Origin of the sequence: Arthrobacter sp. SO5 (assembly GCF_020532805.1) — a bacterium.
In the GTDB taxonomy this organism is placed as follows: domain Bacteria; phylum Actinomycetota; class Actinomycetes; order Actinomycetales; family Micrococcaceae; genus Arthrobacter.
In genome coordinates, this window is sequence record NZ_MQTQ01000021.1 from 18,365 (window position 1) to 43,998 (window position 25,634).

Annotated in this window: 24 protein-coding genes and 2 tRNA genes; 9 read left to right on the forward strand and 17 right to left on the reverse strand. The window is 67.1% G+C overall.

Features of this window, described 5'->3' with window-relative positions:
* The first annotated feature begins 91 nt into the window (after nt 1-91).
* From BJG92_RS03605 to BJG92_RS03615, 3 genes are all read left to right on the forward strand, one after another.
* Complete coding sequence (locus BJG92_RS03605; RefSeq protein WP_232082658.1) at nt 92-295, forward strand: dodecin family protein; 204 nt, start codon at nt 92-94, stop codon at nt 293-295.
* A 53-nt stretch (nt 296-348) separates the two neighbouring features.
* On the forward strand, nt 349-876 hold the full coding sequence (locus BJG92_RS03610) for a histidine phosphatase family protein (RefSeq protein ID WP_232082659.1): 528 nt from the start codon (nt 349-351) through the stop codon (nt 874-876).
* A 126-nt stretch (nt 877-1,002) separates the two neighbouring features.
* The gene (locus tag BJG92_RS03615) at nt 1,003-1,485 is read left to right on the forward strand and encodes a hypothetical protein (protein ID WP_232082660.1); all 483 of its coding nucleotides are present in this window, start codon (nt 1,003-1,005) and stop codon (nt 1,483-1,485) included.
* Between the two features lie 94 nt (nt 1,486-1,579).
* On the opposite strand, the gene BJG92_RS03620 is transcribed toward BJG92_RS03615, so the two are convergent.
* The 6 genes from BJG92_RS03620 to BJG92_RS03645 all read right to left on the reverse strand — a co-directional run bounded on the left by BJG92_RS03620 (nt 1,580) and on the right by BJG92_RS03645 (nt 8,417).
* Complete coding sequence (locus BJG92_RS03620; RefSeq protein ID WP_232082661.1) at nt 1,580-2,230, reverse strand: hypothetical protein; 651 nt, start codon at nt 2,228-2,230, stop codon at nt 1,580-1,582.
* A gap of 24 nt (nt 2,231-2,254) precedes the next feature.
* Entirely contained in the window at nt 2,255-2,908 is a 654-nt protein-coding gene (locus BJG92_RS03625) for a TetR/AcrR family transcriptional regulator (protein WP_232082662.1), read from the reverse strand.
* Entirely contained in the window at nt 2,905-4,953 is a 2,049-nt protein-coding gene (locus tag BJG92_RS03630; protein WP_232082663.1) for a YhgE/Pip family protein, read from the reverse strand. The genes BJG92_RS03625 and BJG92_RS03630 overlap by 4 nt, the downstream gene beginning before the upstream one ends.
* On the reverse strand, nt 4,950-5,672 hold the full coding sequence (locus BJG92_RS03635) for an ABC transporter ATP-binding protein (RefSeq protein ID WP_232082664.1): 723 nt from the start codon (nt 5,670-5,672) through the stop codon (nt 4,950-4,952). Before BJG92_RS03635 ends, BJG92_RS03630 begins: the two co-directional genes overlap by 4 nt.
* A 111-nt stretch (nt 5,673-5,783) precedes the next feature.
* Complete coding sequence (locus BJG92_RS03640) at nt 5,784-7,238, reverse strand: NAD(P)/FAD-dependent oxidoreductase (protein WP_232082665.1); 1,455 nt, start codon at nt 7,236-7,238, stop codon at nt 5,784-5,786.
* 213 nt (nt 7,239-7,451) lie between these two features.
* Nucleotides 7,452-8,417: a DMT family transporter gene (locus BJG92_RS03645; protein WP_232082666.1), complete on the reverse strand. Its 966-nt coding sequence runs from the start codon at nt 8,415-8,417 to the stop codon at nt 7,452-7,454.
* A gap of 73 nt (nt 8,418-8,490) precedes the next feature.
* On the opposite strand from BJG92_RS03645, the gene BJG92_RS03650 reads away from it, so the two are divergent.
* Nucleotides 8,491-9,435: a LysR family transcriptional regulator gene (locus tag BJG92_RS03650; protein WP_232082667.1), complete on the forward strand. Its 945-nt coding sequence runs from the start codon at nt 8,491-8,493 to the stop codon at nt 9,433-9,435.
* A gap of 171 nt (nt 9,436-9,606) precedes the next feature.
* On the opposite strand, the gene BJG92_RS18520 is transcribed toward BJG92_RS03650, so the two are convergent.
* Nucleotides 9,607-9,867, reverse strand: a complete 261-nt coding sequence (locus BJG92_RS18520) for an RNA polymerase sigma factor (RefSeq protein ID WP_232082668.1) — start codon at nt 9,865-9,867, stop codon at nt 9,607-9,609.
* A 359-nt stretch (nt 9,868-10,226) separates the two neighbouring features.
* Between BJG92_RS18520 and BJG92_RS03660 the strand changes: the two genes are divergently transcribed.
* The 3 genes from BJG92_RS03660 to BJG92_RS03670 all read left to right on the forward strand — a co-directional run bounded on the left by BJG92_RS03660 (nt 10,227) and on the right by BJG92_RS03670 (nt 11,410).
* A complete protein-coding gene (locus BJG92_RS03660) occupies nt 10,227-10,643 on the forward strand; it encodes a hypothetical protein (protein ID WP_232082669.1) in 417 nt (138 codons plus the stop codon).
* 103 nt (nt 10,644-10,746) lie between these two features.
* Entirely contained in the window at nt 10,747-11,112 is a 366-nt protein-coding gene (locus tag BJG92_RS03665; protein WP_232082670.1) for a type II toxin-antitoxin system RelE/ParE family toxin, read from the forward strand.
* A 1-nt stretch (nt 11,113) separates the two neighbouring features.
* The gene (locus tag BJG92_RS03670; RefSeq protein ID WP_232082671.1) at nt 11,114-11,410 is read left to right on the forward strand and encodes a helix-turn-helix domain-containing protein; all 297 of its coding nucleotides are present in this window, start codon (nt 11,114-11,116) and stop codon (nt 11,408-11,410) included.
* Between the two features lie 722 nt (nt 11,411-12,132).
* Here BJG92_RS03670 and BJG92_RS03680 read toward each other — a convergent pair.
* The 3 genes from BJG92_RS03680 to BJG92_RS03690 form a co-directional block, all read right to left on the reverse strand.
* Nucleotides 12,133-12,378 carry a hypothetical protein gene (locus BJG92_RS03680; protein WP_232082672.1) on the reverse strand — a complete coding sequence of 82 codons (246 nt, stop codon included), beginning with the start codon at nt 12,376-12,378 and terminating at the stop codon, nt 12,133-12,135.
* Nucleotides 12,379-12,460: 82 nt separating this feature from the next.
* Nucleotides 12,461-12,667 (reverse strand): hypothetical protein, encoded by a 207-nt coding sequence (locus BJG92_RS03685; RefSeq protein ID WP_232082673.1) that lies wholly within the window; start codon nt 12,665-12,667, stop codon nt 12,461-12,463.
* Between the two features lie 225 nt (nt 12,668-12,892).
* Nucleotides 12,893-12,966: transfer RNA gene (locus tag BJG92_RS03690), tRNA-Arg, on the reverse strand.
* 277 nt (nt 12,967-13,243) lie between these two features.
* On the opposite strand from BJG92_RS03690, the gene BJG92_RS03695 reads away from it, so the two are divergent.
* Nucleotides 13,244-15,070, forward strand: a complete 1,827-nt coding sequence (locus BJG92_RS03695) for a phosphoenolpyruvate carboxykinase (GTP) (protein ID WP_232082674.1) — start codon at nt 13,244-13,246, stop codon at nt 15,068-15,070.
* Between the two features lie 80 nt (nt 15,071-15,150).
* Here BJG92_RS03695 and BJG92_RS03700 read toward each other — a convergent pair whose 3' ends face one another.
* The 4 genes from BJG92_RS03700 to BJG92_RS03715 all read right to left on the reverse strand — a co-directional run bounded on the left by BJG92_RS03700 (nt 15,151) and on the right by BJG92_RS03715 (nt 18,878).
* On the reverse strand, nt 15,151-16,311 hold the full coding sequence (locus tag BJG92_RS03700) for a globin domain-containing protein (protein WP_232082675.1): 1,161 nt from the start codon (nt 16,309-16,311) through the stop codon (nt 15,151-15,153).
* A gap of 159 nt (nt 16,312-16,470) precedes the next feature.
* Nucleotides 16,471-16,920: an Rrf2 family transcriptional regulator gene (locus BJG92_RS03705; protein ID WP_232082676.1), complete on the reverse strand. Its 450-nt coding sequence runs from the start codon at nt 16,918-16,920 to the stop codon at nt 16,471-16,473.
* A gap of 18 nt (nt 16,921-16,938) precedes the next feature.
* Nucleotides 16,939-17,421 carry a hypothetical protein gene (locus tag BJG92_RS03710; protein ID WP_232082677.1) on the reverse strand — a complete coding sequence of 161 codons (483 nt, stop codon included), beginning with the start codon at nt 17,419-17,421 and terminating at the stop codon, nt 16,939-16,941.
* A 38-nt stretch (nt 17,422-17,459) separates the two neighbouring features.
* Nucleotides 17,460-18,878, reverse strand: a complete 1,419-nt coding sequence (locus BJG92_RS03715) for a phosphomannomutase/phosphoglucomutase (protein ID WP_232082678.1) — start codon at nt 18,876-18,878, stop codon at nt 17,460-17,462.
* 173 nt (nt 18,879-19,051) lie between these two features.
* Here BJG92_RS03715 and BJG92_RS03720 point away from each other — a divergent pair, with 173 nt between their 5' ends.
* Nucleotides 19,052-21,286, forward strand: a complete 2,235-nt coding sequence (locus tag BJG92_RS03720) for an ATP-dependent DNA helicase RecQ (RefSeq protein ID WP_232082679.1) — start codon at nt 19,052-19,054, stop codon at nt 21,284-21,286.
* Between the two features lie 78 nt (nt 21,287-21,364).
* On the opposite strand, the gene BJG92_RS03725 is transcribed toward BJG92_RS03720, so the two are convergent.
* From BJG92_RS03725 to BJG92_RS03735, 3 genes are all read right to left on the reverse strand, one after another.
* Entirely contained in the window at nt 21,365-23,011 is a 1,647-nt protein-coding gene (locus BJG92_RS03725) for an NAD(P)/FAD-dependent oxidoreductase (RefSeq protein ID WP_232082680.1), read from the reverse strand.
* 56 nt (nt 23,012-23,067) lie between these two features.
* A tRNA-Ser gene (locus tag BJG92_RS03730) sits at nt 23,068-23,155 on the reverse strand.
* Between the two features lie 141 nt (nt 23,156-23,296).
* Entirely contained in the window at nt 23,297-25,606 is a 2,310-nt protein-coding gene (locus BJG92_RS03735; RefSeq protein WP_232082681.1) for a prolyl oligopeptidase family protein, read from the reverse strand.
* Nucleotides 25,607-25,634 lie beyond the last annotated feature (28 nt).

The window sequence follows — 25,634 nt, forward strand, 5'->3', positions numbered from 1 at the left end:
GTTTCTCGCGCATCGGGCGGCTCTTGGACTCTGTTGGGTTTCGGGGCTCCGGCGTAGGCTCTGAGCGTTGATCCGACTATTGGGAGGAACCATGTCTGTTGCACGTATTACTACCCTGAGCTCGAACTCCAAGACCTCGTTCGACGACGCGATCAAAGAGGGGATCGAAAGGGCCAACAAGACTCTGCGCAATGTCACGGGCGCCTGGGTCAAGGACCAGAAGGTGGAGGTCAACGACGGCGCTGTGGTCGCGTGGCACGTCGTGCTGGAAGTGACGTTCGTCCTGGACGACTGACCCCGGCGCCGGTGTGATGCCCGGGGGAACGGCGTCAGCACTAGGCTTGACCCATGAGTGCGCATCACATCAAACGGCTGGTGATCATGCGGCACGCCAAGGCGGACTGGCCAGGCGGCGTCGCGGACCACGACCGCCCGCTGGAGGAACGCGGCCACCGGGAGGCGCCGTTGGCCGGGCAATGGCTGCTCAAGCACGGCGTGGTCCCCGACTTCATCCTCTGTTCCAGTGCGCTCCGGACGCGGCAGACCTGCACCTGGGTATGCAGCGAGCTGGGCGACAAGGCTCCGACGCCGAAGCTGGAGGACGGTCTCTACGCCGCCTCCGCGCTGCGCATGCTCGCGGTGATCAACCATGTCCCGGACACCGTCACCACGCTGATGGTGATTTCCCACATGCCCGGCGTCCAGGACCTGGCCATGCACCTGGCCTCGCGTGATTCCGACCATGATGCCTATATGGACGCCGCCACTCGGTACCCCACGAGCGCATTGACCGTGATGGAGACCGAGAAAACCTGGGCGGAGCTGGACGGACAGGATGCCCGGCTCACGCATTTCAAGGTTCCCCGCCCCAAGTAGCGGCTAGTGGGGCCGCCGTCGTCCATAATCCGGCCCCTAGTGCATGGCCTCACGGTCGATTCTGCGGTTTACTGATCCTGTTTACCCCTTGATTTTCATTGGGGCCCAGAGAAAAGGTGGATCATCGTGGATTCAGGACAGCTCATCGGGATCATCATCGGCGTCGTTGTGGTGCTCGCCATCGCCGCAGCGGCAATCATGGTCAGCCGCAGGCGCAAGGTAGCCGAGGACCGAAACCGGGCCGTGGAGATGCGCGAGAAAGCCAGGACCGACGAGATTGGCGCCAGGGAGCGCGAGGCGAAGGCCGCACGTGCCGAGGCGGACGCCAAGCAGGCGGAAGTCGAGGCCGAGCGTCTGCGCGAGGAGGCCCGCGACCGCCAGGCAGAGGCCGAGGACGTCCGGGCCGGCGCCCAGGAACAGCTGCGCAAGGCCGACGAAGTGGATCCGGACGTGGTCACCAGCGAACGCGGCGACGTCCAGGCGGAAACGCCCGGCGGGGCAACGGGCGGCGAGCTGCGCCGGGACCGCAGTGCACGGAATCCCGCCGAGGATCAGACCGTAAATCCGGACAACGACGGAACCAGGGACGACCACCCCCGGAACCTCTGAACCCGTCGACCGCCGCTGCGCCGCTCACTCGGCTGGTCCCGCTGGCCGGCCTGACGACGGCGGTGGCCCGGCCGTGGAATCTGCGGATGCGCGCTTAGCGGCGGGGCGAAGTGGTCGCGGAGGGGCGACGAGCGGCGGATTTCGCCGGGGCCTTGGCTGCGGGCCGCGGGGCTGCCCCTTTGGTCGAGGTCCCGCCCGGTGCGCCCCGTGGGCCTGAAACCCGGGAAACCTGGCCACGGTTCGCAGCTGCCGGATTCCTGGTTGCCGGGTTAGTAGCTGTCCGGTTCGTAGGCGTCCGGGATGTTGTCCGCGAGGCCGTCGCGGGGCGGCGTCGCGGGGAAGACGCGGCCCCCCGGCGCCTGCCGGGGAGCACCGTGCCGGCGAAAAGCAGCAGCAATGTCAGCGCACCGGCGGCCACGGCGAGGTAGAAGTACAGGTCCGGATGCTCGGAATCCACCCGGGTGGACATCGCGTCCGGATCGGCGTTGAAAGCCAGCCCCCATTGCCGCAGGAACGCGATGCCGAACGCGATGAAGAGGATGCTGCCGATCCCACTGGCCACCAGCGTCCTGTGGCGCCGTCGGATGACCACCTCGGACACGCACGCCACATAGGCGGCGACGGAGGCGGCCAGGAACCACAGCGCCACCGTCCCGTGCAGGGTCACGACGGTCAGCACCAGCAACGCGAGGGCAGCCAGAAACGCTCCGATGGCCATCTTGCCGCTGTTACCCATGTGACGCATGTGGACAATCATCCCCGAGAAGGGCTACTTCATCACGTAGCCGCGCACGGACGCCATGATTGCGGCGACACTTTGCTCCCGTGTCCGTTCCGGGTTGTAGGTTTGCCGGTCCAGGCCCACCACAAAACAGGCCCCGAAGATGGCTGTCTCCAGGCTGCCCCGCGAAACCTTCGGGTCCACCGCGTATGCGGCAGCCACCGCGTCAATAGCAGCCCCCACCACGGCGAGCAGCCTGCCGCGCAGCTCGGCGAAGGTGTCCTGCCACTCGCTGCGGGTCCGCCAGTTTTCGCTGACCCAGAGCCGGGCGAACGCGGGGTAATCCGCCATGAAATCCATGGCCTGCCCGATCATCCCCTCCATCGCCACGAGCGGGTCCGCCGATTCGTCCTTGACGCTCAGCAGCCGTGCCAGCAGGATGTCCACCCCGTGGCGCAGGAACTGGGCGACCAGGTCCGACTTGCTGCCGAAGTTGTAGTAGACGGAGCCCTTGGACACCCCGGCGGACGCGGCGATCTCATCGACCGTCACCCCTGCAACGCCGCGCTCGCCGATCAGTTCCATGGAAGCCTCGAAAAGCTTCTGCCGGGTCGCGTTGGTGCGGGCCGGGCGGAGCTTCTTTCCGGAGTCGACCGCCTCTGTGTCGCCGGGGACCCCGGTGGCGCCTGCCTCCGTGCTCATACGGCGATCTCCGGTTTCAGGGTCTTCAGGGTCCAAAACTTGTGCTTCCGGACGGCGAGTGTGGACATGGCAATTCCCAGCAATGTGTAGCCAAGCAGCCCCAGCATTGTGGGGAGGATGACGGCCAGGTCCGCGCCGTAGATCAAGTGCCGCATGCCGTTGACCACGTACCCCATGGGCAGGAGCTGGTGTACCACGTGGAGCGGCTGGGGTGTGGTCTGCCACGGGAACGTGCCTCCGGAGGAGACCAGTTGGAGCACCAGCAGGATGAGCACCACGAGCTTGCCGGGCGTGCCGAGCAAGGCGACGACGCCCTGGATGATCGCGCTGAACGCCATGGCAGCGGCCAGCATAAGGAACCACATCAGCCAGGGGTGGGCGGGGTTGAGGCCCAGGCCCACATCGACCACGAGGGTGAGCAGGCTCGCCTGGAGGGCCGAGACGGCCAGGAAGGGAAGCCAGCCGCCGACGGCGATTTTCCACGCGGGGGCGTTGGACGCCAGCGCCCGCTGGGTAACGGGCCGCATCGCCTGGACCAGCATGAATACGCCGATCCACAGGGCCAGCGTGAGGAAGAACGGGGCGAGCCCCGCGCCGTAGGAGCCGGCCTTGGCCTGTGAGACGTTGCTGACGGCCACCGGATCCGCCATCACCTTGGCGACGCTGTTCTTCTGGGTGTCGTCGGGATTGGGGACCTGCCCGGCGCCCTTGGCGATTTCAGCGGCAAGGGTGCCCGCGCCGTCGGAGGCCGTGGCGGCCCCGGTCTCGAGTTGCGCGGCACCGTCGTCGAGCTTCTGTGCGCCTTCGGAGAGTTTTGCGTCACCGTCGAGTGCACTCTGCTGCCCGGCGGCGAGGGTTGCGGCGCCGCTGGAGAGCTGGTCCGCGCCGGTGGATGCCTGGCTGATGGCCCCGCCGAGGGCGGGAGTGGCTGCCGCTAGCCTGGCTGCGCCCGCACTGACGCCAGCGGACCCGTCCGCCAGTTGCTGGATCTGCCCTGCTGCGGTCTTGAGGGCAGCTGCGGGGCCCGCGGACCCGGGCGGGGCCGGGTTGGCATCGAAGTCCGCCAGGATTGCCTCTGCCTGGGCGGGGGTGATGGTTCCGGCGCCGACGAGCCGGCCGTTGGAGGCGACCACCCGGTTGCGCTGTGCCTGGGCGGCTGCCTGATCGCTGGCGGCCACCTGGCCGGCCAGCGCCTGCATCTTGGTATTGAGCGCGGCGTTCCCGGCCGCCACCTGCGCGGCGCCGTCCGCGAGTGCCCGGGAATCGGCCGGCAAGGTGGCGGTCTTGTCCTTGAGCTGGGTGAGTCCGGCGCCGAGCTGGCCGGCGCCGCTGCTGAGCGCGTTGGCGCCGTCCCGGAGCTTAAGCTGGCCCTTGTAGAGCTCCGCGGCGCCGTTTCTGAGCTCGCCTGTGCCCTGGTGCAGGGTGACTGTCCCGTCGTGGAGGCTGGCGACGCCGTCGGAGAGTTTCCCTGCGCCGTCGGATGCCTTGAGCATCTTGGAGTGGATGGTCCCGAAGCCGGTGAGGAGCTGGTTCGCGGTTTCCTCTCCGACCTCGGTGGCCACCGTGGTGTGCACGGCCGTGGTGAGCTTGTCCACGATGGTGCCCAGCAGGTAGTTGTTCGCGTCGTTGGTGGTGACATTGAGCATGGCCTGGTTGGCGGCGTCGAAGCTGCCGGGGGAGACCAGGTTCGCGGAGAAATCCTTGGGGATCTTCAGGGCGAAGGCGTACTTGCCGTCGCTGACGCCCTTGTCCGCTTCTTCGGTGTCGGAGACCGTCTGCCAGTTGAAGACGTGACCGTCCACCAGGCTGTCGGCGACTTTTTTACCGGCCTCAAGCCGGGATCCGTCGGCGGCGGGGGCGCCGGTGTCCTCCACCACGAGCGCCGCGTCGATCTGGTTCAGCTTGCCGTAGGGATCCCAGTTGGCGTACAGGTACACGGCGCCGTACAGAAGGGGCACCATGGTCAGCGCCAGGATGGTCAGCTTGGGCAACAGCCCGCCGGTCATGCGCTTGAGTTCGGAGCGGGCCAGCCGCAGCACAGTCACTTAACGTCCTCGGTTTCTAAGGCCTCGAATGATTCGAGGGCACCTGGTTGTTCAGGGGAAATGTCGTCTTCAGCGGGGATGCCGGCAGGGTCGGTGGCGGCCGCGTTGCCGATGGCCGCGCAGCGGCCGTCCCAGCCCGCCGGGATGCTCGTGACGGTGGCGACGACGGCGAGCGGCCGCCCGGCGTCGTGCGCCAGGTCCTCCAGTCGCGTCAGCCAGTCCGCGGGATCGGCGCCGTGGCGGTCCGGGGAATCCACCACGAGCAGGTCCGTGGCCGGGTTGGCGAGGGCGAGGGCCGTGAGGAGATGGATCCGCCGGGCGGCCGTGAGTTGTTCGGTCCACAACCCGGCGATGTCCTCGAAGCGGTTCACCTTGAGCCAGGGTTTGCTGAGCAGCCCGCCGCGGTAGCGCCGGGGAACGAGGGCCAGATCCTCGGTCACGAGGTCGCGCACGCTCAGGTGCTGCTCCGGCTCGTTGACCCCGGGGGCATCCACCACGGCGCTCGCCTGCCGGAGGTTCTTGATCCTGGCGCTGCCGTCCCAGGTGAAACGGCCGCTGGAGGGCTTCATGCGTCCGGTCAGGGCCAGGGCCAGGGCGGTGCGCTGGTCCTGGCGGTTGCCGGAAACCAGCAGGAGTTCGCCGCGCTTGACCTGAAGGGTGGTGGCCGGAAGCAGCTTGTCCCGTCTGCCGTTCACTGAGAGGTGGTGCACGCGGAGCAAAGGGAGCCTTTCGCAGATGGATGTCTACCAAGGCTAACCGAACTGACCGGTCAGTTCAAATAGAATGCGCGGGACGCAGCAGCCGCCGCCCGGCAGAGGGCGGTGAGCGGCTCAGAGCCCGTATTCTTCGAGGAGCCGGAGCCACACCTCGCTGATGGTCGGGTAGGACGGCACAGCGTGCCAGAGCCGGTCCAGCGGCACCTCGCCGACGATCGCGATGGTGGCGGCGTGCAGCAGTTCGGCCACGTCCGGCCCCGCGAAGGTGGCGCCGAGTAGGAGCCTGCGGTCCTCGTCGATCACCAGCTGCGCCCAGCCCTCGTAGTGTTCGGCGTGCAGCGAGGACCCGGCCACCTGGATGGGGAGTTCCACGGAGGACGCCCGGTAACCGTCCTTTTCGGCCTGCTGGACGCTGCGGCCCACATTGGCCAGCTCCGGGTCCGTGAACACCACGTTAGGCACGGCGTGGTCATCGGCCGTCCGGGCGTAGCGGCTCCAGGGCACCGGATTGCCGTTGAGTTCACCCCTGGCCCTGGCCGCGATGGCGTCGCCCGTGGCCCGGGCCTCATACTTGCCCTGGTGCGTGAGCAAGACCTTCCCGGCGGCGTCGCCGGCCGCGTAGAGCCAGGGATTGCCGTCGCCGGCCGCGCCGATGACCTGGCCGGTGGAGTCGGTGCGGAGCCTCAGGCCCTTGCCCTCGGCCAGGGCAAGTCCCACGCTTTCGAGCCCTAGTCCTTCCAGGGCGGGGTGCCTGCCCGTGGTGACGAGGAGCTTGTCCGCGGTGACGGTGCGTCCGCCGTCGAGCGCAAGGGTGAGGGAACCGTCCTCGTTCTCGCTGACGCTGCTCGTCCCGGTGTGGAGGTGGAGGTCGACGCCGTCGGCGCGCAGCCCGGCCGCGACGAGCTTCGACGCCTCCGCCGGGAATGCGCCGAGCAGGCTGCCGCGGGCCACGAGTGTCACGGCGGCGCCCAGCCGCGCGAAGGCCTGGGCGAGTTCTGTGCCGGCCACTCCGCCGCCGAGCACGGCGAGCCGGGCGGGAACCTCGCGGGCGGAGGTCGCTTCCCGCGTCGTCCAGTACTCGACGTCGGACAGTCCTTCGATGGGCGGCATAGTGGGGGTGGACCCCGTCGCCAGTACGACGGCGTGCCGCGCCGACAGGGAGTAGCTGTTGCCGTCCAGCCCGGCTACCTCGACTTTCCGGGGGCCGGTGATCCAGCCGTGGCCGCGGATCAGCTCGATCCCGGTCTCCTGAACCCACTTGACCTGGCTGTCGTCTTGCCAGTTCGACGTGAAGTAGTCGCGGCGCTTGAGGACGGCAGCCACGTCCAGGGTCCGGGTGACGGCCTCCGCCGCGCCGGGAACGCTCTGGGCCCCGTGGAGCGCGGTGCCGGGCCGGAGGAGGGCCTTGGAGGGCATGCAGGCCCAGTAGGAGCACTCGCCTCCTACCAGCTCGGCTTCGACCAGCACCGCCGTGAGTCCGCCCCGGACCACGCGGGCGGCCACGTTCTCGCCCACGGCGCCGGCGCCGATCACAATGACATCGAATTCCTGCTCACGTTGTGCCGTCATGGCAAAAGACTACGCCGGAGCGGCGCCGGGCCACGGCTGGGTTCCTCGGGTGTCGGAGCGGGGCTTGTTGGACAGTAAGTGTGTCCGTGATCGACGTGTGTGACTGTTACTTCAGATGGCGGCTAAATCGCAGCTTGAAATCGCGGTTTTGCCCTTGATGCCAACCTGAAGTGCGCGGCCGGTCGTTGGCCGGGATCTCGCAGAGATTTTCAGTTAGAGCCCCGCGTTTTCGTTCTCCGAGATCGCTGCCCTCGGCTCTGAGCGGAGAGGTTGCATCTCCCGCTCTGGCTGGCGGTGCCGCTGTTCCGTTACTCGGCCCCAGGCAGTTCCGGTGAGAATGAGGGCAATGCCGACGTACCCGGCGATCCCTATGCTGTCGTGCGCGATGACTATTCCGATGACGGCTGCCCAGACCGGTTCTGTGCCGAGGAGGAGGCTGACCCGTGATGCTGAGGTTCGCCTGACCGCCCAGATCTGAACGAAGAACGCAAACACGGTGCAGATGAGCACCAGGTAGAGGAACATCACTCCCTGCCCTGTGTCCATCCGGGAGAGGTAGTGCGGGATGGAATCCCCGTAAATGAACGAGCCTGTCGTAAATAGAAGGGCGCAGGTTCCCAGCTGCACGGTCGTGAGGTGCAGCGAATCCATGGCTTTGCCGCCGGTGAGTTTGTGCATGGAGACAACGTGCGCGGCGCGAACGACCGCGGCGCCCAGCACGAGAAGGTCTCCAAAGCTGGGAAGGTCGAAGGTGCCGTTGCCGGCCAGCAGAACCACGCCGACTACCGCAATTATGGCGGCTGCGAAGAACGCGGCGGGTAGCCGCCGGCGCAAGACGACGGACTCAAGGACCGGGGTGAAGACCATCGTGAGGCTGATGATGAGCCCAGCATTCGTTGCAGAGGTATGCGCGATCCCGAATGTTTCGAAGACGAAGACCGCTGCAAGCAGCACCCCGATCGGTATGCCGGCGAACACCTCTTTACGGATCAAGCGATTGCGCCGCACGCCTGCGATTGCAGCCATGACCCCGGCCGCGAGCAGCATCCGCAGAGCCAGAAGGGCCAACACCGTGCTCGCAGTGACGAGTTCCTTTGCCACCAGGTAGGTCGATCCCCAGGACACCGCCACCAAAAGCAGCAGGAGATCGACCCGGAACCGCACAAGAAAAGTACCCATCGGCCAATCGTTCCCCACATACATCCATTAGCACCAGAGGCTCGTTTTGAGGCCCATGCATTAGTTTGAACTAATGGAATTGGGACAGCTTCGCGCTTTGAGGGAATTGGGCGAGAGGGGCAGCATCGCCGCTGTCGCGGCAGCCCTCCACGTCACACCTTCGTCGGTGTCGCAGCAGCTCAGCGCCCTGCAGCGCGGCGTGGCTGTTCCGCTGACCTTTAAAGACGGACGGCGGACCGCCCTGACGGATGCCGGGCGCGCCTTGGCCCTGGCGGCTGTGGAAGTGGAGGTGGCGCTTGAACGGGCGGAGCAGGCGGTCACGCAGTTCCAGAGCGAACCGCAGGGCGTAGTGGCGGTCACGGCATTCCATAGTGCTGCGCTGGCCCTCTTCGGCCCTCTACTCACCAAGTTGAACGCCCCGGGCCAGCCCGGCGTTACCCTGAGCGACTTCGACGTGGCCCAGGAAAGCTTTCCCGCCCTCACCCAGGATCACGACCTGGTCATCGCCCACCGGTGGACGGGCAGTCCGCCGTGGCCGGCATCGGTGCGCGTGGAACCGCTGTTGTTCGAACCCCTGGACCTCGTCATCCGCAAGGACCACCAGCTAGCGGCCAAAGAATCCATTGACCCGGAAGACCTCCGCGGAGAAATCTGGGTGGCCGTCCACCAAGGCTTTCCTCTCGAAAACGCCATCGAACAAATCGCCGGCATCGCAGGTGGCGAAGCATGCATCGGACACCGGATCAACGAATTCTTCGTCGCTGCTGCCGTTGTCGCCGCCAGCGACTGCGTGGCCTTAATGCCCCGCTACACCCTCGATATGCATCATCATCCCGAACTTGTCCTCCGACCGATTTCCGGCCTTGGACCCGGCCGGCATATCGACTGCCTGGGCCGCCCCGAAACCCTCGAACGAGCAAACGTGAAAACCGTCCTAGCCCACCTCCGGGCCATCACAGCCAGACACACGTCGCCCCCACCTTCTTACAGAGACGGTGCCGACGCCCGTGACTGTTAGCCGAGAATGGCGGTTCATAGTGGCGGTTTGCTTGGGAGTTAAAGCAGTCAAGAGACGGCCGGTCACCCCCAATGGTGTCCGGCCGTCTCTGCTCTGTTGCAACTCTGGTTGAACGATGACCCTGCGAGTGTTGACCAAGGGGTGGCCGCGTAGCGCGGCCACCCCTTGTCGTCAGGAGCTTAGGGCGTGCCGCCGGAGAAGGTTGGTGGCGATGCCGAACAGCCAGGGCCGGGCGTCATCCCTGTCGAGGTCGTAGGTTTCCAGCTTCTCCCCGGCGACCAGAAAGGTTTCGGACGTCACGTCGTCGGCGGCGAAGTCACCAGCCCTTCGTGCGGCGTATCTGTAAATGACTGAAGCGTGTCTGTCGTACAAATCCCCGAAAACTGCGGGGCTGTCCCGGGACCGCCTGATGATGTCGTTGTCTGTGCTCACACTATGTATTGCCCGTTGGCCGCAAAAGGGTTCACGGAGCTTGCCCTTCTTCGCGCCCGATGGATCTTCATCGAAGCGTAGCGGTGCCCGATAGCCGCATTTACTTATGATGCAAATCCGACAATGGCCGACTGCTCGTCCGGACTTCGTATCGAAAAGACCATATCTGCTACAAGCGAGCCAATTCATGGAAGAGATTTGTGACCTTCGGCGGTAAATGGCGGTCTTCTTGCGGGGCTATTTGGCGCCGGATGCGGCCCGTAAGGGGATCCTTCAGCGGGACGCTTCGTGGCCGTAGCCCCTGACGGCTATCGACTGACGATGACCCATGCTGGAGTCATGGTTTGGAGGATCCGGGCATGAAATCGGGGGCGTTTGTGAAGATCTATTCGATGGACGACGAATTCAATGTGGAAGTCGATGCAGCCTCTGTGTCTGGCCGGATCCTGGCGTCTTTGGATAAAGCGGGACTTCGAGCCACCCAGACCGAATCCGGAATACAGGCTCACTCCGGATCAGATTTTCTGTTTCGTCTCTCCGGGATACCGATGGGCTCCAGTCGATTGCCAGTAGGCATTGACGTCCGGGTCACGTCAGCCGGCGACGAGACGTTGGTATCAGCGACTGCCTACGATCGCTTGGGCTGGTTCGCCAATAGGAAGCTCCCGTGGGGCGATGACGTGGTGGACCGAAAACTGACCGGTCTTCTAAACACGGTCCGGTCAGCTGCCCACCAGCCGATGCTCCCTGAACGAAAAGCCACCTTCAATCCCTAGGCGGACAGTGGTCCTTCGAGGAACCATCTACGGGACGGGCACGATGCTCGATCGTCGTCAGTCACACTTCAATATAGCGTGAAATGTATATAGCGTAGGGTGCATGGTGGATCTGTACGGAGTCGAGATCGAACCCGAGGTGCGGGCATGGCTGGAAAGCCTCACTGACCGCGACTTTGGTCGTGTCGACTTCCTTGTGGGCCTGCTTGCCGAACGCGCCGAGACCCTCAGCGAACCGTATGCTCGCCATCTCGGCGGGAAGGTTCGCGAGCTGCGGTTCCGTCTGCTCAGACAGCAGACCAGAGTGACCTATTGGCTGGCACCGGGTCGTCGCGTGGTCTTGCTTACCACGTTCCACAAGACCCGCAGTGCTGAGACGCACGAGGTCGAACGGGCCGTACGAGCGCAGCGGACCTGCGAAGAGTCCCATGGTGCCGCGCATACCATCTACGAACGTGAGGAAAGTTGAGATGAACCCTACGCATAACTCCTATGAAGAGGTCGCACACCAGCGCCGGGGCAGTGCGGACTATCGTGAAGGCTACGACGAGGCACGGCGGGCGTTCTTGATCGGCCAGGCCGTTCGCGAACGCCGACTCGCGCTGGGTCTGTCACAGACGGAGGTCGCCGCCAGGGCTGGCATGACCCAGTCGGCCCTCTCCCGCCTTGAGGCCGGCGGAGCCGTGCCCACGATCCCCGTACTGGAGCGAGTCGCCGTCGCTCTAGACTCCGAGCTCAGCGTGACGATCTCTCCGCACGCTGCCTAAACGCGGCCGCAATCACCGGCACGGTCAGGCTTCCGTAGCGGCAACGCTCTGGGCGGCATCGGGAGTTGAGGCAGCGCCGCCTTGGCTGCTTTGCTGTGGTGCTTGGCGGTGCCGTTGCGGCGGCGGTCTCGGCGAAGGTGAAGGGAAAGCGGCCCTCATTGGGGTCTCGGGCGCATGGTGGCCCCAGTCGACGGGCCGGGCAGGTGGGCAGGACTGTGCAGGTGCAAGGGCGCTGCAGGCTTCATGGAGGACCAGCGGTGCCGGCACGACGCTCCCGGCGCCGGTGTGGGCGCGGGCGTGCGCATCACGTTTCCTTTCGCGTCAGATCCCCACCGGCGGTCCGGAGGGTCAGTCGTGGGCGGGTTCGCCGGTGACCTTGTGGTCGGCGTGGTTCAGGCCTTCCATGACCAGGCGCGTCAGGTGTCCGTCGGCGATGCTGTAGACGACGCGGCGGCTGTGCTTCTGGGTGGTGACGAGCCCGCTGAAGCGCAGCTTTGGAGGCTCGCAGCAGGGATGCGTTGCGCGTTTTCCACCCGTTCACCCCTTCGTGCTTGCCGGCCGGGCGTCGGTCCTAATTGTTGTAGCGGGTTTGAGCCGTCCTTCCCGGTCGCTTTCACCGGCAGTCGCTGATCTCCCACGCCGGAGTCGCGGTCTTCACCGGCTTCATGGATGCCCTGGGCTTTGGCAGGCTGTGCGAAGACAGGCTCGGCCGGTTTTGACGGCTACTCGTTCTTGAAGTTGAGCGTTTCCGGTCCGCTTCGCCAATTCAGAATGCCTTCGCTGAAAGTCATTTCGATCGGTCGCTTCAGAAACTCCATGACCCATAGGTGTTGGGTGCTGATGTCACCCTCGCACCCCACGGCGCCTACCGCGATTTCGCCGACGACCATGGTGCTCCGTGTGATGGTCACTGGCCCGCTGAGGGGGCCGCATTTGTCCTGCACGCTCAGGTGGCGGGTTCCGTTCACGGAGGCCAATTGAACCTTGACGCTTCCGGATGCCACCCAGGGTAGATCTGTGCCCTTTGAGGTCCCCGAAACGCTAACGTAGTTAGCACAAGGGGCCGATGGAAGGAACGTAGGGCAGCCTCCCGGGGGTGGTGTGGGGCTGGTAGGTGCGGCGCTGGTACCAGGCGATGCGGCCGTGGAGCTGCTTGACTCGTAAGTTGGCGCGCCAGTACTTTGCCCACCCGAGGGTGGGGTTCCGCAGGCTGCCAGGAGCGTGCAGAGGCATAGGGTTGGAAGAGTGAGTTTCCACAAATGAATGCTTTTCATCATGTTCCTTAGCTATGCGTTGTGTGGAGTGTATACAGGCTTCCGGATCGAGAGTGTAGTGGCGTCCCGCGGGACACGGTGACGAGCACTCAGCGCAACCGAAGGTCTCTGGGCCAGGAAATAGACGCCCGGAGCGGTGCCGTATGCGGCGAAGGGAGCTTAAACAAAAAATCCGCACCGGCGGACCGGTGCGGATCTTTGTTTCTCGTGCGCCCAAAGGGATTCGAACCCCTGACCTTCTGTTCCGTAGACAGACGCTCTATCCAGCTGAGCTATGGGCGCATCATGGCCTTCTGGGAACTTCTCGCTCCCTCGAACCTCGAATTACTTTACGCGAGGTGGGGCTGTAGTTACAAATCGAAGCTGGTGTAATCTGGCCGACTAGACCGGTCTACGTGACCTTAGTCACATAAATGAGACGAATCGGACCGCCTGTTCCTTGAATTCGCGCGATTTTGATTCCTGCGCCGCGGGTCAGGCCATGTCCGGGCCCGAAACGGGGCCCCGAGCGCCACCTAGCATTTAGGACACACGACTGAACCCGAGGAAGGGAACCGTAATGGCCGATCTGGCGCGACTGCCGTTGCTTGAAAAAGCACCCACCACCCATGCTGGCCTGCTGGCCTGGGTTGAAGAGGTGGCTGAACTGACCCGGCCGGACCGGATCCACTGGGTCGACGGCACCGAAGAGGAGAACACCCGGCTCACGGATGAGCTCGTGGCCGCGGGCACACTGACCCGGCTGAACGAGGAGCTCTTCCCCAACTCCTTCGCCGCGTTCTCCGATCCCGCCGATGTGGCCCGCGTCGAAGAGCAGACCTTCATCTGCTCCGAGAAGGAACGCGATGCCGGGTTTACGAACAACTGGATGGCGCCGGCGGACATGAAGCATAAGCTGCGCGGCCTGTTCGCCGGTTCCATGCGCGGCCGCACCATGTACGTCATCCCCTTCGTGATGGGCCACCTTGACGCCGAGGACCCCAAGTTTGGCGTGGAGATTACGGACAGCGCCTACGTTGTCGCCTCCATGCGCATCATGGCCAACATCGGCACCGAGGTGCTGGACCGCATCACGTCCACGAACGCCTTCTTCGTCCCGGCCCTGCACTCCCTCGGCGCTCCGCTGGCCGACGGCCAGGCCGACGTCGCCTGGCCGTGCAACCCGGACAAGTGGATTGTGCACTTCCCCGAAGAGCGGTCCATCTGGTCCTACGGCTCGGGCTACGGCGGCAACGCACTCCTGGGCAAGAAGTGCTACGCCCTGCGCATCGCCTCCGTCATGGCCCGCGACGAGGGCTGGCTCGCCGAGCACATGCTGATCCTCAAGCTCACCTCGCCGGAGCAGAAGAAGTACTACATCTCCGCGGCCTTCCCGTCGGCGTGCGGCAAGACCAACCTCGCGCTCCTCGATCCCGCCATCACGGGCTGGAAAGTCGAAACCCTCGGGGATGACATCACGTGGATGCGGATCGGCAAGGAAGGCGAACTGCGGGCCACCAACCCGGAGGCCGGCCTGTTCGGCGTCGCCCCCGGCACCGGCTGGGGCACCAACCCCAACGCCATGCGCGCCATCGCCAAGGGCCACAGCATCTTCACCAACGTCGCGCTGACCGACGACGGCGGTGTCTGGTGGGAGGGCATGACCGAGGAGGTCCCGGCGCACCTGACCGACTGGCAGGGCAACTCCTGGACCCCCGAGTCGGACACGCCGGCGGCCCACCCGAACTCGCGGTTCTGCACCCCGATCTCCCAAATCGACATGCTGGCCGAGGAGTACTTCAGCCCGGAAGGCGTGGAGCTCTCCGCGATCCTGTTCGGTGGCCGCCGCAAGACCACCATTCCGCTGGTGACCCAGTCCCGCAGCTGGTCCAACGGCGTCTTCATGGGTTCCACGCTGTCCTCGGAGACCACGGCGGCGGCCGCCGGGCAGGTCGGCGTGCTGCGGCGCGATCCCATGGCCATGCTGCCGTTCATCGGGTACGACGCCGGCGACTACCTGAACCACTGGGTCAACCTCTCCGCCAAGGCCAACCAGGAACGCCTGCCCCACATCTTCCTGGTCAACTGGTTCCGGCGCACGGCGGACGGTGGCTTCGCCTGGCCCGGATTCGGCGACAACGCCCGCGTCCTCAAATGGGCCATCGAGCGCATCGAGGGCAAGGCGGACGCCGTCGAGACCCCCATCGGCTACGTGCCGACCGGTGACTCGCTGGACCTCACCGGCCTGGACCTGACCCACGCCCACGTGGAGGACGCAGTCCGCGTCGACCCCGAGGAGTGGGCGGCCGAGCTCGCCTCGATCGAGGAATGGTACGCCCGGTTCGGCGACTCACTGCCCGAGGCCCTGCGTTCCGAGCTCGCGGGCCTGAAGGCACGCCTGAGCTAGTTCCACTACTCAGCACGACGGCGGCCCCGCACCTAATGATGGGTGCGGGGCCGTCGTCGCTAAGCTGTCGCCGCGGGGATTTAGCTGGCGAGCCAGATGTCCGGGCCGAAGACCTCGTAGTGGATTTTGGTGGCCGGGATGCCGGCGTTGATGGCCTCGTTGCGGATGTGCTTCATGAAGGGCAGCGGTCCGCAGAGGTACAGCGACGCGTTGGCGGGAAGGTCCACTTCGCGCAGGGTCATGAAGCCTTCCCTGGCCCCGGCTTCCGGGCGCTCCAGCCAGAGCTGGAGGTCGGCGCCATCGAGGCGTTCGACGTCGTCGGTCATCTGGGAGCGCAGTGCCCAGCTCTCCAGATCGCTCTCCGCATGCAGGACCAGGACCTGGCGGTCCGAGCCGGACTCGGCGAGGGAGCGCAGGATGGACGCCGTGGGGGTGCAGCCGATGCCGGCGGAGGCCAGGATCACCGGGCTGTCGCCTTCCTTGAGGGTGATCTCACCGTAGGGGTTGGAGATTTCCAGGACGTCGCCGACCTCGACGGTGTTGTGCAGCACGGGGGAGACCTCGCCGCCGTCGTCGATTTTGGTGGTGAAGCTGCGGCTGGCGCCCGCGTCGCCGGAGAGGGAGTACTGGCGGACCTGGCGCAGGCCGTCCGGCAGGGTGACCTTAACGCTGACGTACTGGCCCGGCAGGGCCGGCGTGATGGGGGTGTCGTCCGCCGGTTCCAGGGTGAAGGTCATGGAGCCCGTGCCGGCGGGGGCCTTGGCGGCAACCCTCCACGGGGTCCACATCACGCCGTTGGCCTGCGCGGCGTAGAGGCCCTTTTCAAGCTTGATCAGCGCGTCGGCCATGAGCCAGTACACCTCGGTCCAGGCCTCGGCGATTTCCGGGGTGATGACCTCGGCCAGGTCCTCGGCGATGGCGGCGAAGAGGTGCTCGTAGACCACCTGGTACTGCGGTTCGGTGATGCCGAGGGAGGCGTGGCGGTGTGCGATGCGGGCGAGAACGGTCTCCGGCAGGGTGCCCGGGTTGCTGACGAGGTGGCTGGCGAAGGCGGCGATGCTTCCGGCCAGGGCTTGCTGCTGGTTGCCGTTGCGCTGGTTCGAGCGGCTGAAGAGCCCGTCCAGCAGTTCCGGATGCGCTGCGAAGAGCCGGGAGTAGAACTTGGGGGTGATCTCCCCGATCCGGGAACCGACCAGCGGCAAGGTGGCCTCGATGACGGGAAAGGACTTGTCCGAGAGCATGTTGACTCCTGAGATAGTGGCCCGGGGATCTTCAACCGGACCGATGAAATACCTGCATTTGAAATACGAGTATCTATACCCTGTTCTACAGGTTGTAGAAAGCAACTTCAAATCGGGCGGATTCCCGGGCGCGGCTGATTGCGTCTCAGCGGGCGCGGCTCAGAGGGCGGGGCGCAGCCCGATGGACTGGAACACCGGGGTCATCTGGCGGGTGGTCGGCAGGGAGGCGACCACAATGTCATCGAGTTCGCGGTAGAAAGCTTCGCGGGCGCGGGCCAGGGCGCTGCGGAGGAGGCATTCGTTGATCAGGGGGCATGTCCCGCCAGGGGCGACGCAGTCTGCCGGGTCCAGCCGGGTGTCGAGCTGGCGGAGGAGCTGGCCCACCGTGGCGACGCGCCCGGCACGGCTGATCCGGGCGCCGCCGCGGCGCCCCCGCTCGACGTCGATCATCCCGAGTTCACGCAGTTTCGCCATCGCCTTGCTGACGTGGTTGTACGGGGTTCCGACCGCGTCGGCGATGCTCTGGGTGGTGAGCAGCCCGCCGTCGGGGGCGGCCGCGAGTACCATCATGGCGCGCAGGCTCACATCCGCGAAGGCATTGATCTTCATAGTTCAGCTTAGGCCGGTCTAGTCCACCCAGACACCGGGCTCGTTGGTATCGGCGGAGAGCTCGCCGAACTCCAGCTCGTGCGTCGCGGGATTGGCGGCGTAGGGCAGGACAGCGGCGAACAGTGAGCCGTCCCGGTGTTCGGCGGCCACATGGATGGCATCCGAGTCCTCCTCGAGCAGCGTGATGTCGCAGACGATGGCGGCGGCGCGGAACTCATCCCGGTGCTGCCGGAGGAGCTCGGTGAGATCGCTGATCATCGAATCAGCATCGAAGTCCGCGTCGGTTCCCGCGACCGCGTCGGCGGGGGTCACGGCAACGAGCCGGACCTCGCCGTCGTTCTCGACCACCAGCGCGAACGGCAGGAATCCTCCGTTGCGTTCCAGCTGCTCCTGGGCGGAGCCGACGCCGGTGCCGAGCAGGTTCTCCAGATCCGTCGCACTCGCCTCGGGCACCGAGTCGCGCCAGGAGCCAGCAGGGGTGTCGGATGATTCGGAAGGCATGTCCTGCAGAACTTCTGCCGGTGTTTCTGACATCCTGCTTAGCCCCGGACCAGCGCCAGGACGCGGTCGCGGACGCGCTCCATGGTGGCGGCATCGGTGGCTTCGACGTTGAGCCGGAGGAACGGCTCCGTGTTGGAGGGCCGCAGGTTGAACCAGTAGCTGCCGTCCGTGGCGATGAAGGTGCTCCCGTCCAGGTAGTCGACCTCGACGTCCTCTGCCTGGAAGTCTGCGCGGACCCGCTCCACGGCTGCGGCCTTGTCCTCGATCTCTGAGTTAATCTCCCCGGAGGACCTATAGGGCTCGTACTCGCGGCCGAGTTCGGACAGCGGACCCTCCTGCTGGCCGAGGGCGGCCAGGACGTGCATCGCCGCGAGCATGCCGGTGTCGGCGTTCCAGAAGTCGCGGAAGTAGAAGTGCGCCGAGTGCTCGCCGCCGAAGATGGCGCCTTCGGCAGCCATGACGGCCTTGATGAAGGAGTGGCCCACCCGGGTGCGCACTGCCCGGCCGCCGTGGCGTTCCACGAGCTCGGGGACGGCGCGGGAGGTCAGCAGGTTGTGGATGATTGTGGGGTTTTCCTCGCCGAGGCCCTGCGCGCGGGCGATCTCGCGGCGGGCTACCATTCCGGTGACGGCCGAGGGGGAGACCGGCTCGCCCGTTTCGTCGATCACGAAGCAGCGGTCCGCGTCGCCGTCGAACGCAAGTCCGATGTCCGCGCCGTGCTCGAGGACGGCTGCCTGCAGGTCGCGCAGGTTCTCCGGCTCGAGCGGGTTGGCGGGGTGGTTCGGGAAAGAACCGTCCAGCTCGAAGTACAGCGGGATGATCTCCAGCGGCAGCTGGGGCAGGAGTGCGTCGCCCAGCACTGCGGGGGTGGTCAGGCCAGCCATTCCGTTGCCTGCGTCCACGACCACCTTGAGCCGGCGCGTGCCGCGGAGGTCCACGAGGCTGCGCAGGTATTCGGCGTAGCCCTTGAGGACATCATGCACGCCGATGAGCCCGCGGGTGGGGGCAGCGGGGATGGAACCGGCGTTGAGGTACTGCTCGGCCAGGGCCTGGATTTCCTTGAGACCGGTTTCGGAGGAGATCGGGACGGCGCCGGCCTTGGCCAACTTGATGCCGTTGTATTCGGCCGGGTTATGGCTCGCGGTGAACACGGCCCCGGCGGCGTTGAGTGACCCGCACGCGTAGTAGAGCTCGTCCGTGGAGATGAGGTCCAGGAGCTGGACGTTGGCGCCGCGCCGGGCGGCGCCGTTGGCGAAGGCCTTGCTGAACTCGGGGGAGGAGGGGCGCATGTCCCCGCCGACCAGCACGGTCTGGCCCGCAAGCTCCAGAACGTCGACGAACGCGGCGCCGACTGCTTCGACGATCTCGGCGGTGATCGATTCGCCCACAATGCCGCGCACGTCATAGGCCTTGAAGGAGGCCGAGAGGTCAAAAGTCTTTGTCTTTTCCGTAGTCACGCGTCTTATCTTACGTTGAGGGCGGGTCTGGGCTGTGGAGGACGGGCTGTGGAGGGCGGGCTGTGGAGGAACAGGGGCTTGGCGGCGCCGGCGCGGTGCTGGCGCGGTGTGATTGTCCACATGTCGGTGCTCTGGGCTTCGCCGGTGTCGGAGGCGGCTGGGATACTGAAGCAATGGCCGATCACCAGAACTCTGCAGTCCTTTCCCCGTCCGCCCCCGCTGCCGCCCCCGCTGCTGCCGCCGGTTCCGCCGGCGGTTCTGCCGGCGGCGGCAGGTCCGCCGGGACGCGGGAGCAGGCCCAGGAAGTGCTGCGCGAGCTCGTCGGGCACCCGGCCGCGGAGTTCCACGACGGCCAGTTCGAGGCTATCGAAGCCCTGGTCGACGGCGGCCGCCGGGCCCTCGTGGTGCAGCGCACCGGCTGGGGAAAATCGGCCGTCTACTTTGTGTCGTCGCTTCTGCTGCGCCGCCGCGGTGCCGGGCCCACCCTGATTGTGTCCCCGCTGCTGGCGCTCATGCGCGACCAGGTGGCCGCCGCCGCCCGGGCCGGGGTCCGCGCCGTGGCGATTAACTCCGCCAACCAGCTGGACTGGGACACCGTCCGCGAGCAGCTCGCGGCGGACGAGGTCGACGTCCTGCTCGTGTCCCCCGAACGGCTCACGAACCCCGCCTTCCGTGAGAACCAGCTGCCCGAGCTGATCCGCCGCACCGGGCTCCTGGTGATCGACGAAGCCCACTGCATCTCGGACTGGGGCCACGACTTCCGCCCGGACTACCGCCGCATCGCGGACCTGATCACGCAGTTGCCGGATTCCGTTCCCGTGCTGGCCACCACCGCTACGGCCAACTCGCGGGTGGTCCACGACATCGAGGAGCAGCTGGGCGCAGGTGTGCTGACCATCCGCGGTGCCCTGGGCCGTGAGTCGCTCCGCCTGGGTGTCCTGAGCCTGCCAGACTCCCGCGACCGGCTCGGCTGGCTGCTGACGCACCTGACCGAGTTGCCGGGAAGCGGCATCATCTACACCCTCACGGTGTCCGCCGCCGAGGACACTGCCCGGCTGCTGGCCGAGGCCGGGCACGAGGTCCTCGCCTACACCGGCCGCACGGACCCCGCGGACCGGGAACGCGCCGAACAGCTCCTCAAGGACAACCAGGTCAAGGCCCTCGTGGCCACGTCCGCCCTCGGCATGGGCTTCGACAAACCGGACCTCGGCTTCGTGGTGCACCTGGGCGCTCCGTCCTCTCCCGTGGCGTACTACCAGCAGGTGGGCCGTGCCGGCCGTGGCGCCGCCAACGCCGACGTGCTGCTGCTGCCCGGCTCCGAGGACCGCGACATCTGGCAGTATTTCGCGACGGCGTCGATGCCCTCGGAGGAAAAGGCCGCGGCGGTCCTGACGGCCCTCGCCGAAGCGGGGACCGCCGTCTCCACCGTGGCGCTCGAAGCGCGGGTGGACCTGCGCCGCACCCCGCTGGAGCTGCTGCTGAAGGTGCTGGCCGTCGACGGCGCCGTGGAGCGGGTAGGCGGCGGATGGCGCTCGACGGGCCGGCCGTGGAACTATGACGCCGAGCGGTACGGCAGGATTGCCGAGGCGCGGGTGGATGAGCAGGATTCCATGGTGATCTATCAGGACACGGCGGGCTGCCGGATGGAGTACATCACCTCGGTCCTGGATGATGAGACCGCGCACGCCTGCGGCCGCTGCGACAACTGCGCCGGACAGTGGTTCCCGGCAGACATCGCCGCCTCCGCCACGGAAGCCGCAGGTCAGACGCTGAGCCGCGCGGGCGTGCCGATGGAACCGCGGCTGCAGTGGCCCAGCGGCATGGACCGGCTGGGCGTCCCCGTGAAGGGCAAGATCAAGCCGGCGGAAAGCGTTGCCAGCGGCCGGGCGCTGGCACGGCTCACGGACCTGGGCTGGGGCGGCGCGCTGCGCGAGACCTTCTCCGCCGGCGCACCGGACCGGACAGTGGACCCCGGCATGCTGCAGGCCTGCGTCCAGGTCCTGCGCGAGTGGGGTGCGGGCGACGCTCGCACGCCGGGCTGGAGCGGCGCCGGCCGTCCCGCCGCGATCATCAGCGTCCCGTCCCGCAACAAACCGGCCCTCGTGGATTCACTGGCCCGCGGCATCTCGGAGATCGGCCGCATCCCGTACCTCGGACAGCTGCAGCTCGAACACGGCGGGCCTACGGGCGGGCGGGGCGGCAACAGCGCCTACCGGCTCGCCGGCGTCTGGGACCGCCTCGTGGTGGGACCGGAGCTGGAAGCGGCCCTGGCAGCCATCCAGGGCCACAGCGTGATGCTCATCGACGATCTGGTTGACAGCCGCTGGACCGTGACAGTCGGCGGACGGGCACTCCGGCTCGCCGGCGCCGGCGCCGTGCTTCCGCTGGTGCTTGGGCAGGCCGGCTGACCGCGGCGGCCTGCCGGGTGCCGCTGGCCTCGAGCACCCGGATCAGCAGAGCCACGGCGGCAATCCCGGGGGCCGTCGCTAGCTGCCGGCCTCCAGCACCGCCATCGCGGCGTTGTGTCCGCCGATGGCGCTGACGGCACCGCCGCGTCGTGCGCCGGAGCCGCAGAGCAGGATCTGCGGGTCGTCGGTCGCCACACCCCAGCGCTGCGCGGGGGTGTCCAGGGGCGCGTTGTCCTCGACGAATGGCCAGTCGAGGCCGCCGTGGAAGATATTGCCCCGCGGCATGCCCACCGCCCGTTCGATGTCCAGCGTCGTCTTGGTTTCGATGCAGGGCCGTCCGTCCGGGCCGGTCAGCAGCAGTCCCTCGATGGGCTCAGCCAGGACCGAGTTCAAAGATTTCAGGACGGCGTCCTGCAGTTCAGCGCGCCTTTCCTCGTTGTTGTCCGCGGTGATCAGCCGGTCCGGGACGTGCAGGCCGAAGACCGTGAGGGTCTGGGCTCCCGCCGCCTGCAACTCGGGGGAAAGGATGCTGGGATCGGTCAGCGAGTGGCAGTAGATCTCGCACGGCAACGGGTCCGGCACCGTGCCGGATGCGGCGGCGAGGTAGGCGGCGTCGAGCTGGGCCCAGCTCTCGTTGACGTGGAAGGTCCCGCCGAACGCCGCTTCCGGTCTGACACTGCGGTCCAGGAGCCGGGGGAGCCTCTTGAGCAGCAGGTTCACCTTGACCTGGGCACCCTCGCGCAGGTGGTTCGGGTTCTGCCCCGGGCGCGGCGCGGGGGAGCCCGGGGCAGCGCCGGAGTGCCGGAGCCGGTCCAGCACCACCGGGGCGACGTTGGCTAGGACCCACGGTGCCGTGGCCTCGTGCTCGGCACCATCGTGGCGGTAGCCGACCACGCCGCCTGGGCGGACCGCAGTGACCTCGGCGGAGGTCAGGATCATCGCTCCGGCGTCGCGGGCGGAGCGTTCCAGCTCCCCGGACACTGCACCCATGCCGCCGATGGGTACGTCCCAGTCGCCCGTGCCGCCGCCGATCAGGTGGTACAGGAAGCAGATGTTCTGCTGGAGATCCTCGTCATCAGCCCGGGCGAACGTGCCGATCAGCGCATCCGTCAGCACCACGCCGCGGACCAGATCGTGCCGGAGTTCTCCGGTGATCGCGTGTCCGATCGGCTGCTCGATCATCGCTTCCCACACGCCACCGGCCCCGGCCCCGGCTGCGAGGTTTTTCGCCTCGGACCGGGTCAGGAGCGGTGCGGTCATAGTGGGCCACAAGGCTTCGGTGAGCTGGCGGCAGCCGGCGTAGAACGTTGTGAAGGCGCGGAACTCGCCGTCCGGAGCGCCGATGGCAGCGAAAGATGCAGCGGGCGCGCCGTCGTCCCCGTTGTCAATCAGCAGGGCACGGCCGCCGTGGTGCGGGTCCGGCGTGTAGGACGAATAGCGGCGCCGGGCCAGCTCGATGCGCAGGCCGAGGTCGTCGATGACCTGCTGCGGCAGGAGGCTGACGAGGTAGGAGTAGCGCGAAAGCCGGGCGTCGACGCCGTCGAACGCCCGGGCTGACACCGCGGCGCCGCCGGGATGCTCGAGCTTTTCCAGCAGCAGGACCTTGCGGCCGGCCCTGGACAAGTAGGCTGCCGCGGCCAGTCCGTTGTGGCCACCGCCTACGATGATTGCGTCAAACGCGCTGGTGCTCGATGCGGGGGTGCTCTTTACGGGGTTGCTCGACATGGGCCTATCCTGCCATGGCACGCAAAAGGCCCCGGTCCTGGGACCGGGGCCAAACGCGGAGACGGGGGGATTTGAACCCCCGGTGGAGTTGTGCCCCACACTTCATTAGCAGTGAAGCCCATTCGGCCGCTCTGGCACGTCTCCAATTGCTATCAACTAGCCCACCAAGGATACGCAGAACGTGCCATGCAGCGCAAAACGGCCAACGCGGGGTCACTCCGCGCCCATGTCGGGCCGCCTGATGGGCCGGAAGTGACCCTGCGTTGCTCTGGGAGGGGACCCGGGTCAGGCTACCCGGCCCGCCAGCGCCCGCCACAGGAAGTGCTGGCTGCGGCTCTGCAGTGCTGCGGCCTGGCGGTTGTCCGAGGCGCCGGCGTGCCCGCCCTCAAGGGCCTCGTGGAACCAGACGTTGGGGATGCCCATCGCCTGCATCCGCGCCGCCATCTTGCGGGCCTGGACCGGACCCACGCGGTCATCCGAGGTGGCCGTCCAGATAAACGTCTCCGGGTACTCCACGCCGTCCCGGAGCAGGTGGTACGGCGAGAACGTCCTGATGAACTCCCACTGTTCCGGCACATCCGGGTCACCGTACTCGCCGATCCAGGAGTGCCCGGCGGACAGTTTGCTGTACCGGCGCATGTCCAGCAGCGGCACGCCGCAGGACACGGCGCCGAAGAGCTCCGGGTACTGGGTGAGCATGTTCCCCACCAGCAGCCCGCCGTTGGAACCGCCCACGCAGCCCAGGCGCTGGCGGGAGGTGACGCCGCGGGAGACCAGGTCTGCCGCGACGGCGGCGAAGTCCTCGTAGGCCTTGTGGCGGTTTTCCTGCAGCGCTGCCCTGTGCCAGGACGGGCCGTATTCGCCGCCGCCGCGGATGTTGGCCACGACGTAGACGCCGCCGCGGCTGTGCGGAGCGTCGCCCTCGGCACCGGCCGATTCCGCGGTGCGCCGTTCCAGCCAGGCGCGGCCGACCGCGCCGCTGTACGCGGGCGTCCGGGAGATCTCGAAGCCGCCGTACCCGGAGAGCTGGGTGGGGTTCTGGCCGTCCAGCACGAGATCCTTGGACCCCACCTGGAAGTACGGCACGCGCGTGCCGTCCTTGGACACCGCGAAGTGCTGCTGGACCTCGTACCCGGCTTCGTTGAAGAACGACGGCGACGTGCGGATCACCGCGTGCGTGCTGGCCACACGGAGACCGCCGGCGTCACTTACGCGCGTGAGCGTGCCCCGGGTGAGGGTGCTCGGCGTCGTGAAGCCCGTGGCCACGAGCCAGAAGTCGTTCCCCGCGCCCGGAGCCTCGCGCTCCACCGCCGCGGCGGTGCCGCCGGTCGCGTCGTCATCCGTGGCCTCGGCGTCGTCTTCGTCGTCCACCGCGTAGGCGTTGACGTCGTGCAGCGGCGGGCAGGCGTCCAGCACTGTGGCGGCCCAGGCGGCGTCGGTGCCGGGCTGTTGCGGGTCCAGGACCCGGATCTCCGAGGACACATCGCGGAGCAGGTTCAGCAGCAGGAAGTCCCGCGTCCAGCTCCAGGACTGCAGCGAGGTGTGCCCGTCCGGGGTGAACAGCACGGACAGCTCCCGGCTGCCGGCCAGGAAGGACTCGAAATCGGCGGCGAGCAGGGAACCGGCCGGGTGCCTCGTCCCGTCGACTGTCCAGTCCCGCTGCGGCCGGAACAGGAGCCATTCACGGTGCGAGCTCACGTTCACGTCGGCAGGGACGTCGAGCTGAACCCACTGCCCGTCGCGCAGTACCGACGTGGTCTTTTCGAAGAAGCTGATCCAGTCCAGGGCGAAGGTCCGCTCGAAGCCCGGGGTGGAGTCGTGGACCACGAGCGCCATCATGTGGTCCTCGGGGACCTCGAACAGGCGCTCGGCGGATGCCAGGGAGCCGCCGCGGCGCAGTTTGACTCCCGTCCGGGCATAGGAGGACGTTGTGCTGGGCAGTCCCTCGGCCGTGCTGGATACCAACAGCGTGTCTGCGTCCAGCCAGACGGCGTTGCCCTTCGCCGTCGGGAGGTCAAAGCCGCCGGCGCCGGGGTCCACGAAGCGGCGGGTCCCGACGTCGAACTCGCGGTAGCGGTTCGCGTCGCCGCCGTCGGGCGAGAGCGCCAGCAGTGCCAGGCGGTGCGGCTCGCCGTCGGCCGGCCGGAGGAAATTGGCTCCATGGAAGACCCATTCCTGGCCCTCCGCGGCCGCCAGCGCGTCCACGTCCAGGAGGATGTCCCACTCCGGGGAACCGTCCCGGTAGCTCTCCCAGTTGGTCCGGCGCCACAGGCCCTTCGGGTTCTGCTGGTCCTTCCAGAAGTTGTAGTACCACTCGCCGTGCTTGCCGACCATCGCGATGCGGTCCGTGGAGTCCAGGACCTCGAGGATGCGGCCCTCGAGCTCGGCGTACTCGCTATCCTCAAGGAGCTCCTCGGTGCGGGCATTTTGTTCGCGGACCCAGGCCAGCTGCTCCGTGCCGTAAATGTCCTCAAGCCAGATGTTCTCGTCAACAGGTTCGGGGCTGGTTGCCGGTGCTGCGGCGGTTGCTGGTGCTGCGGCGGTGCCGGACGGGTGGGCGGGCACGGACGGGCGAGCGGCTTCGGTGGCGGTCATCGCTCCATCCAAGCAACATCGTCGCGCC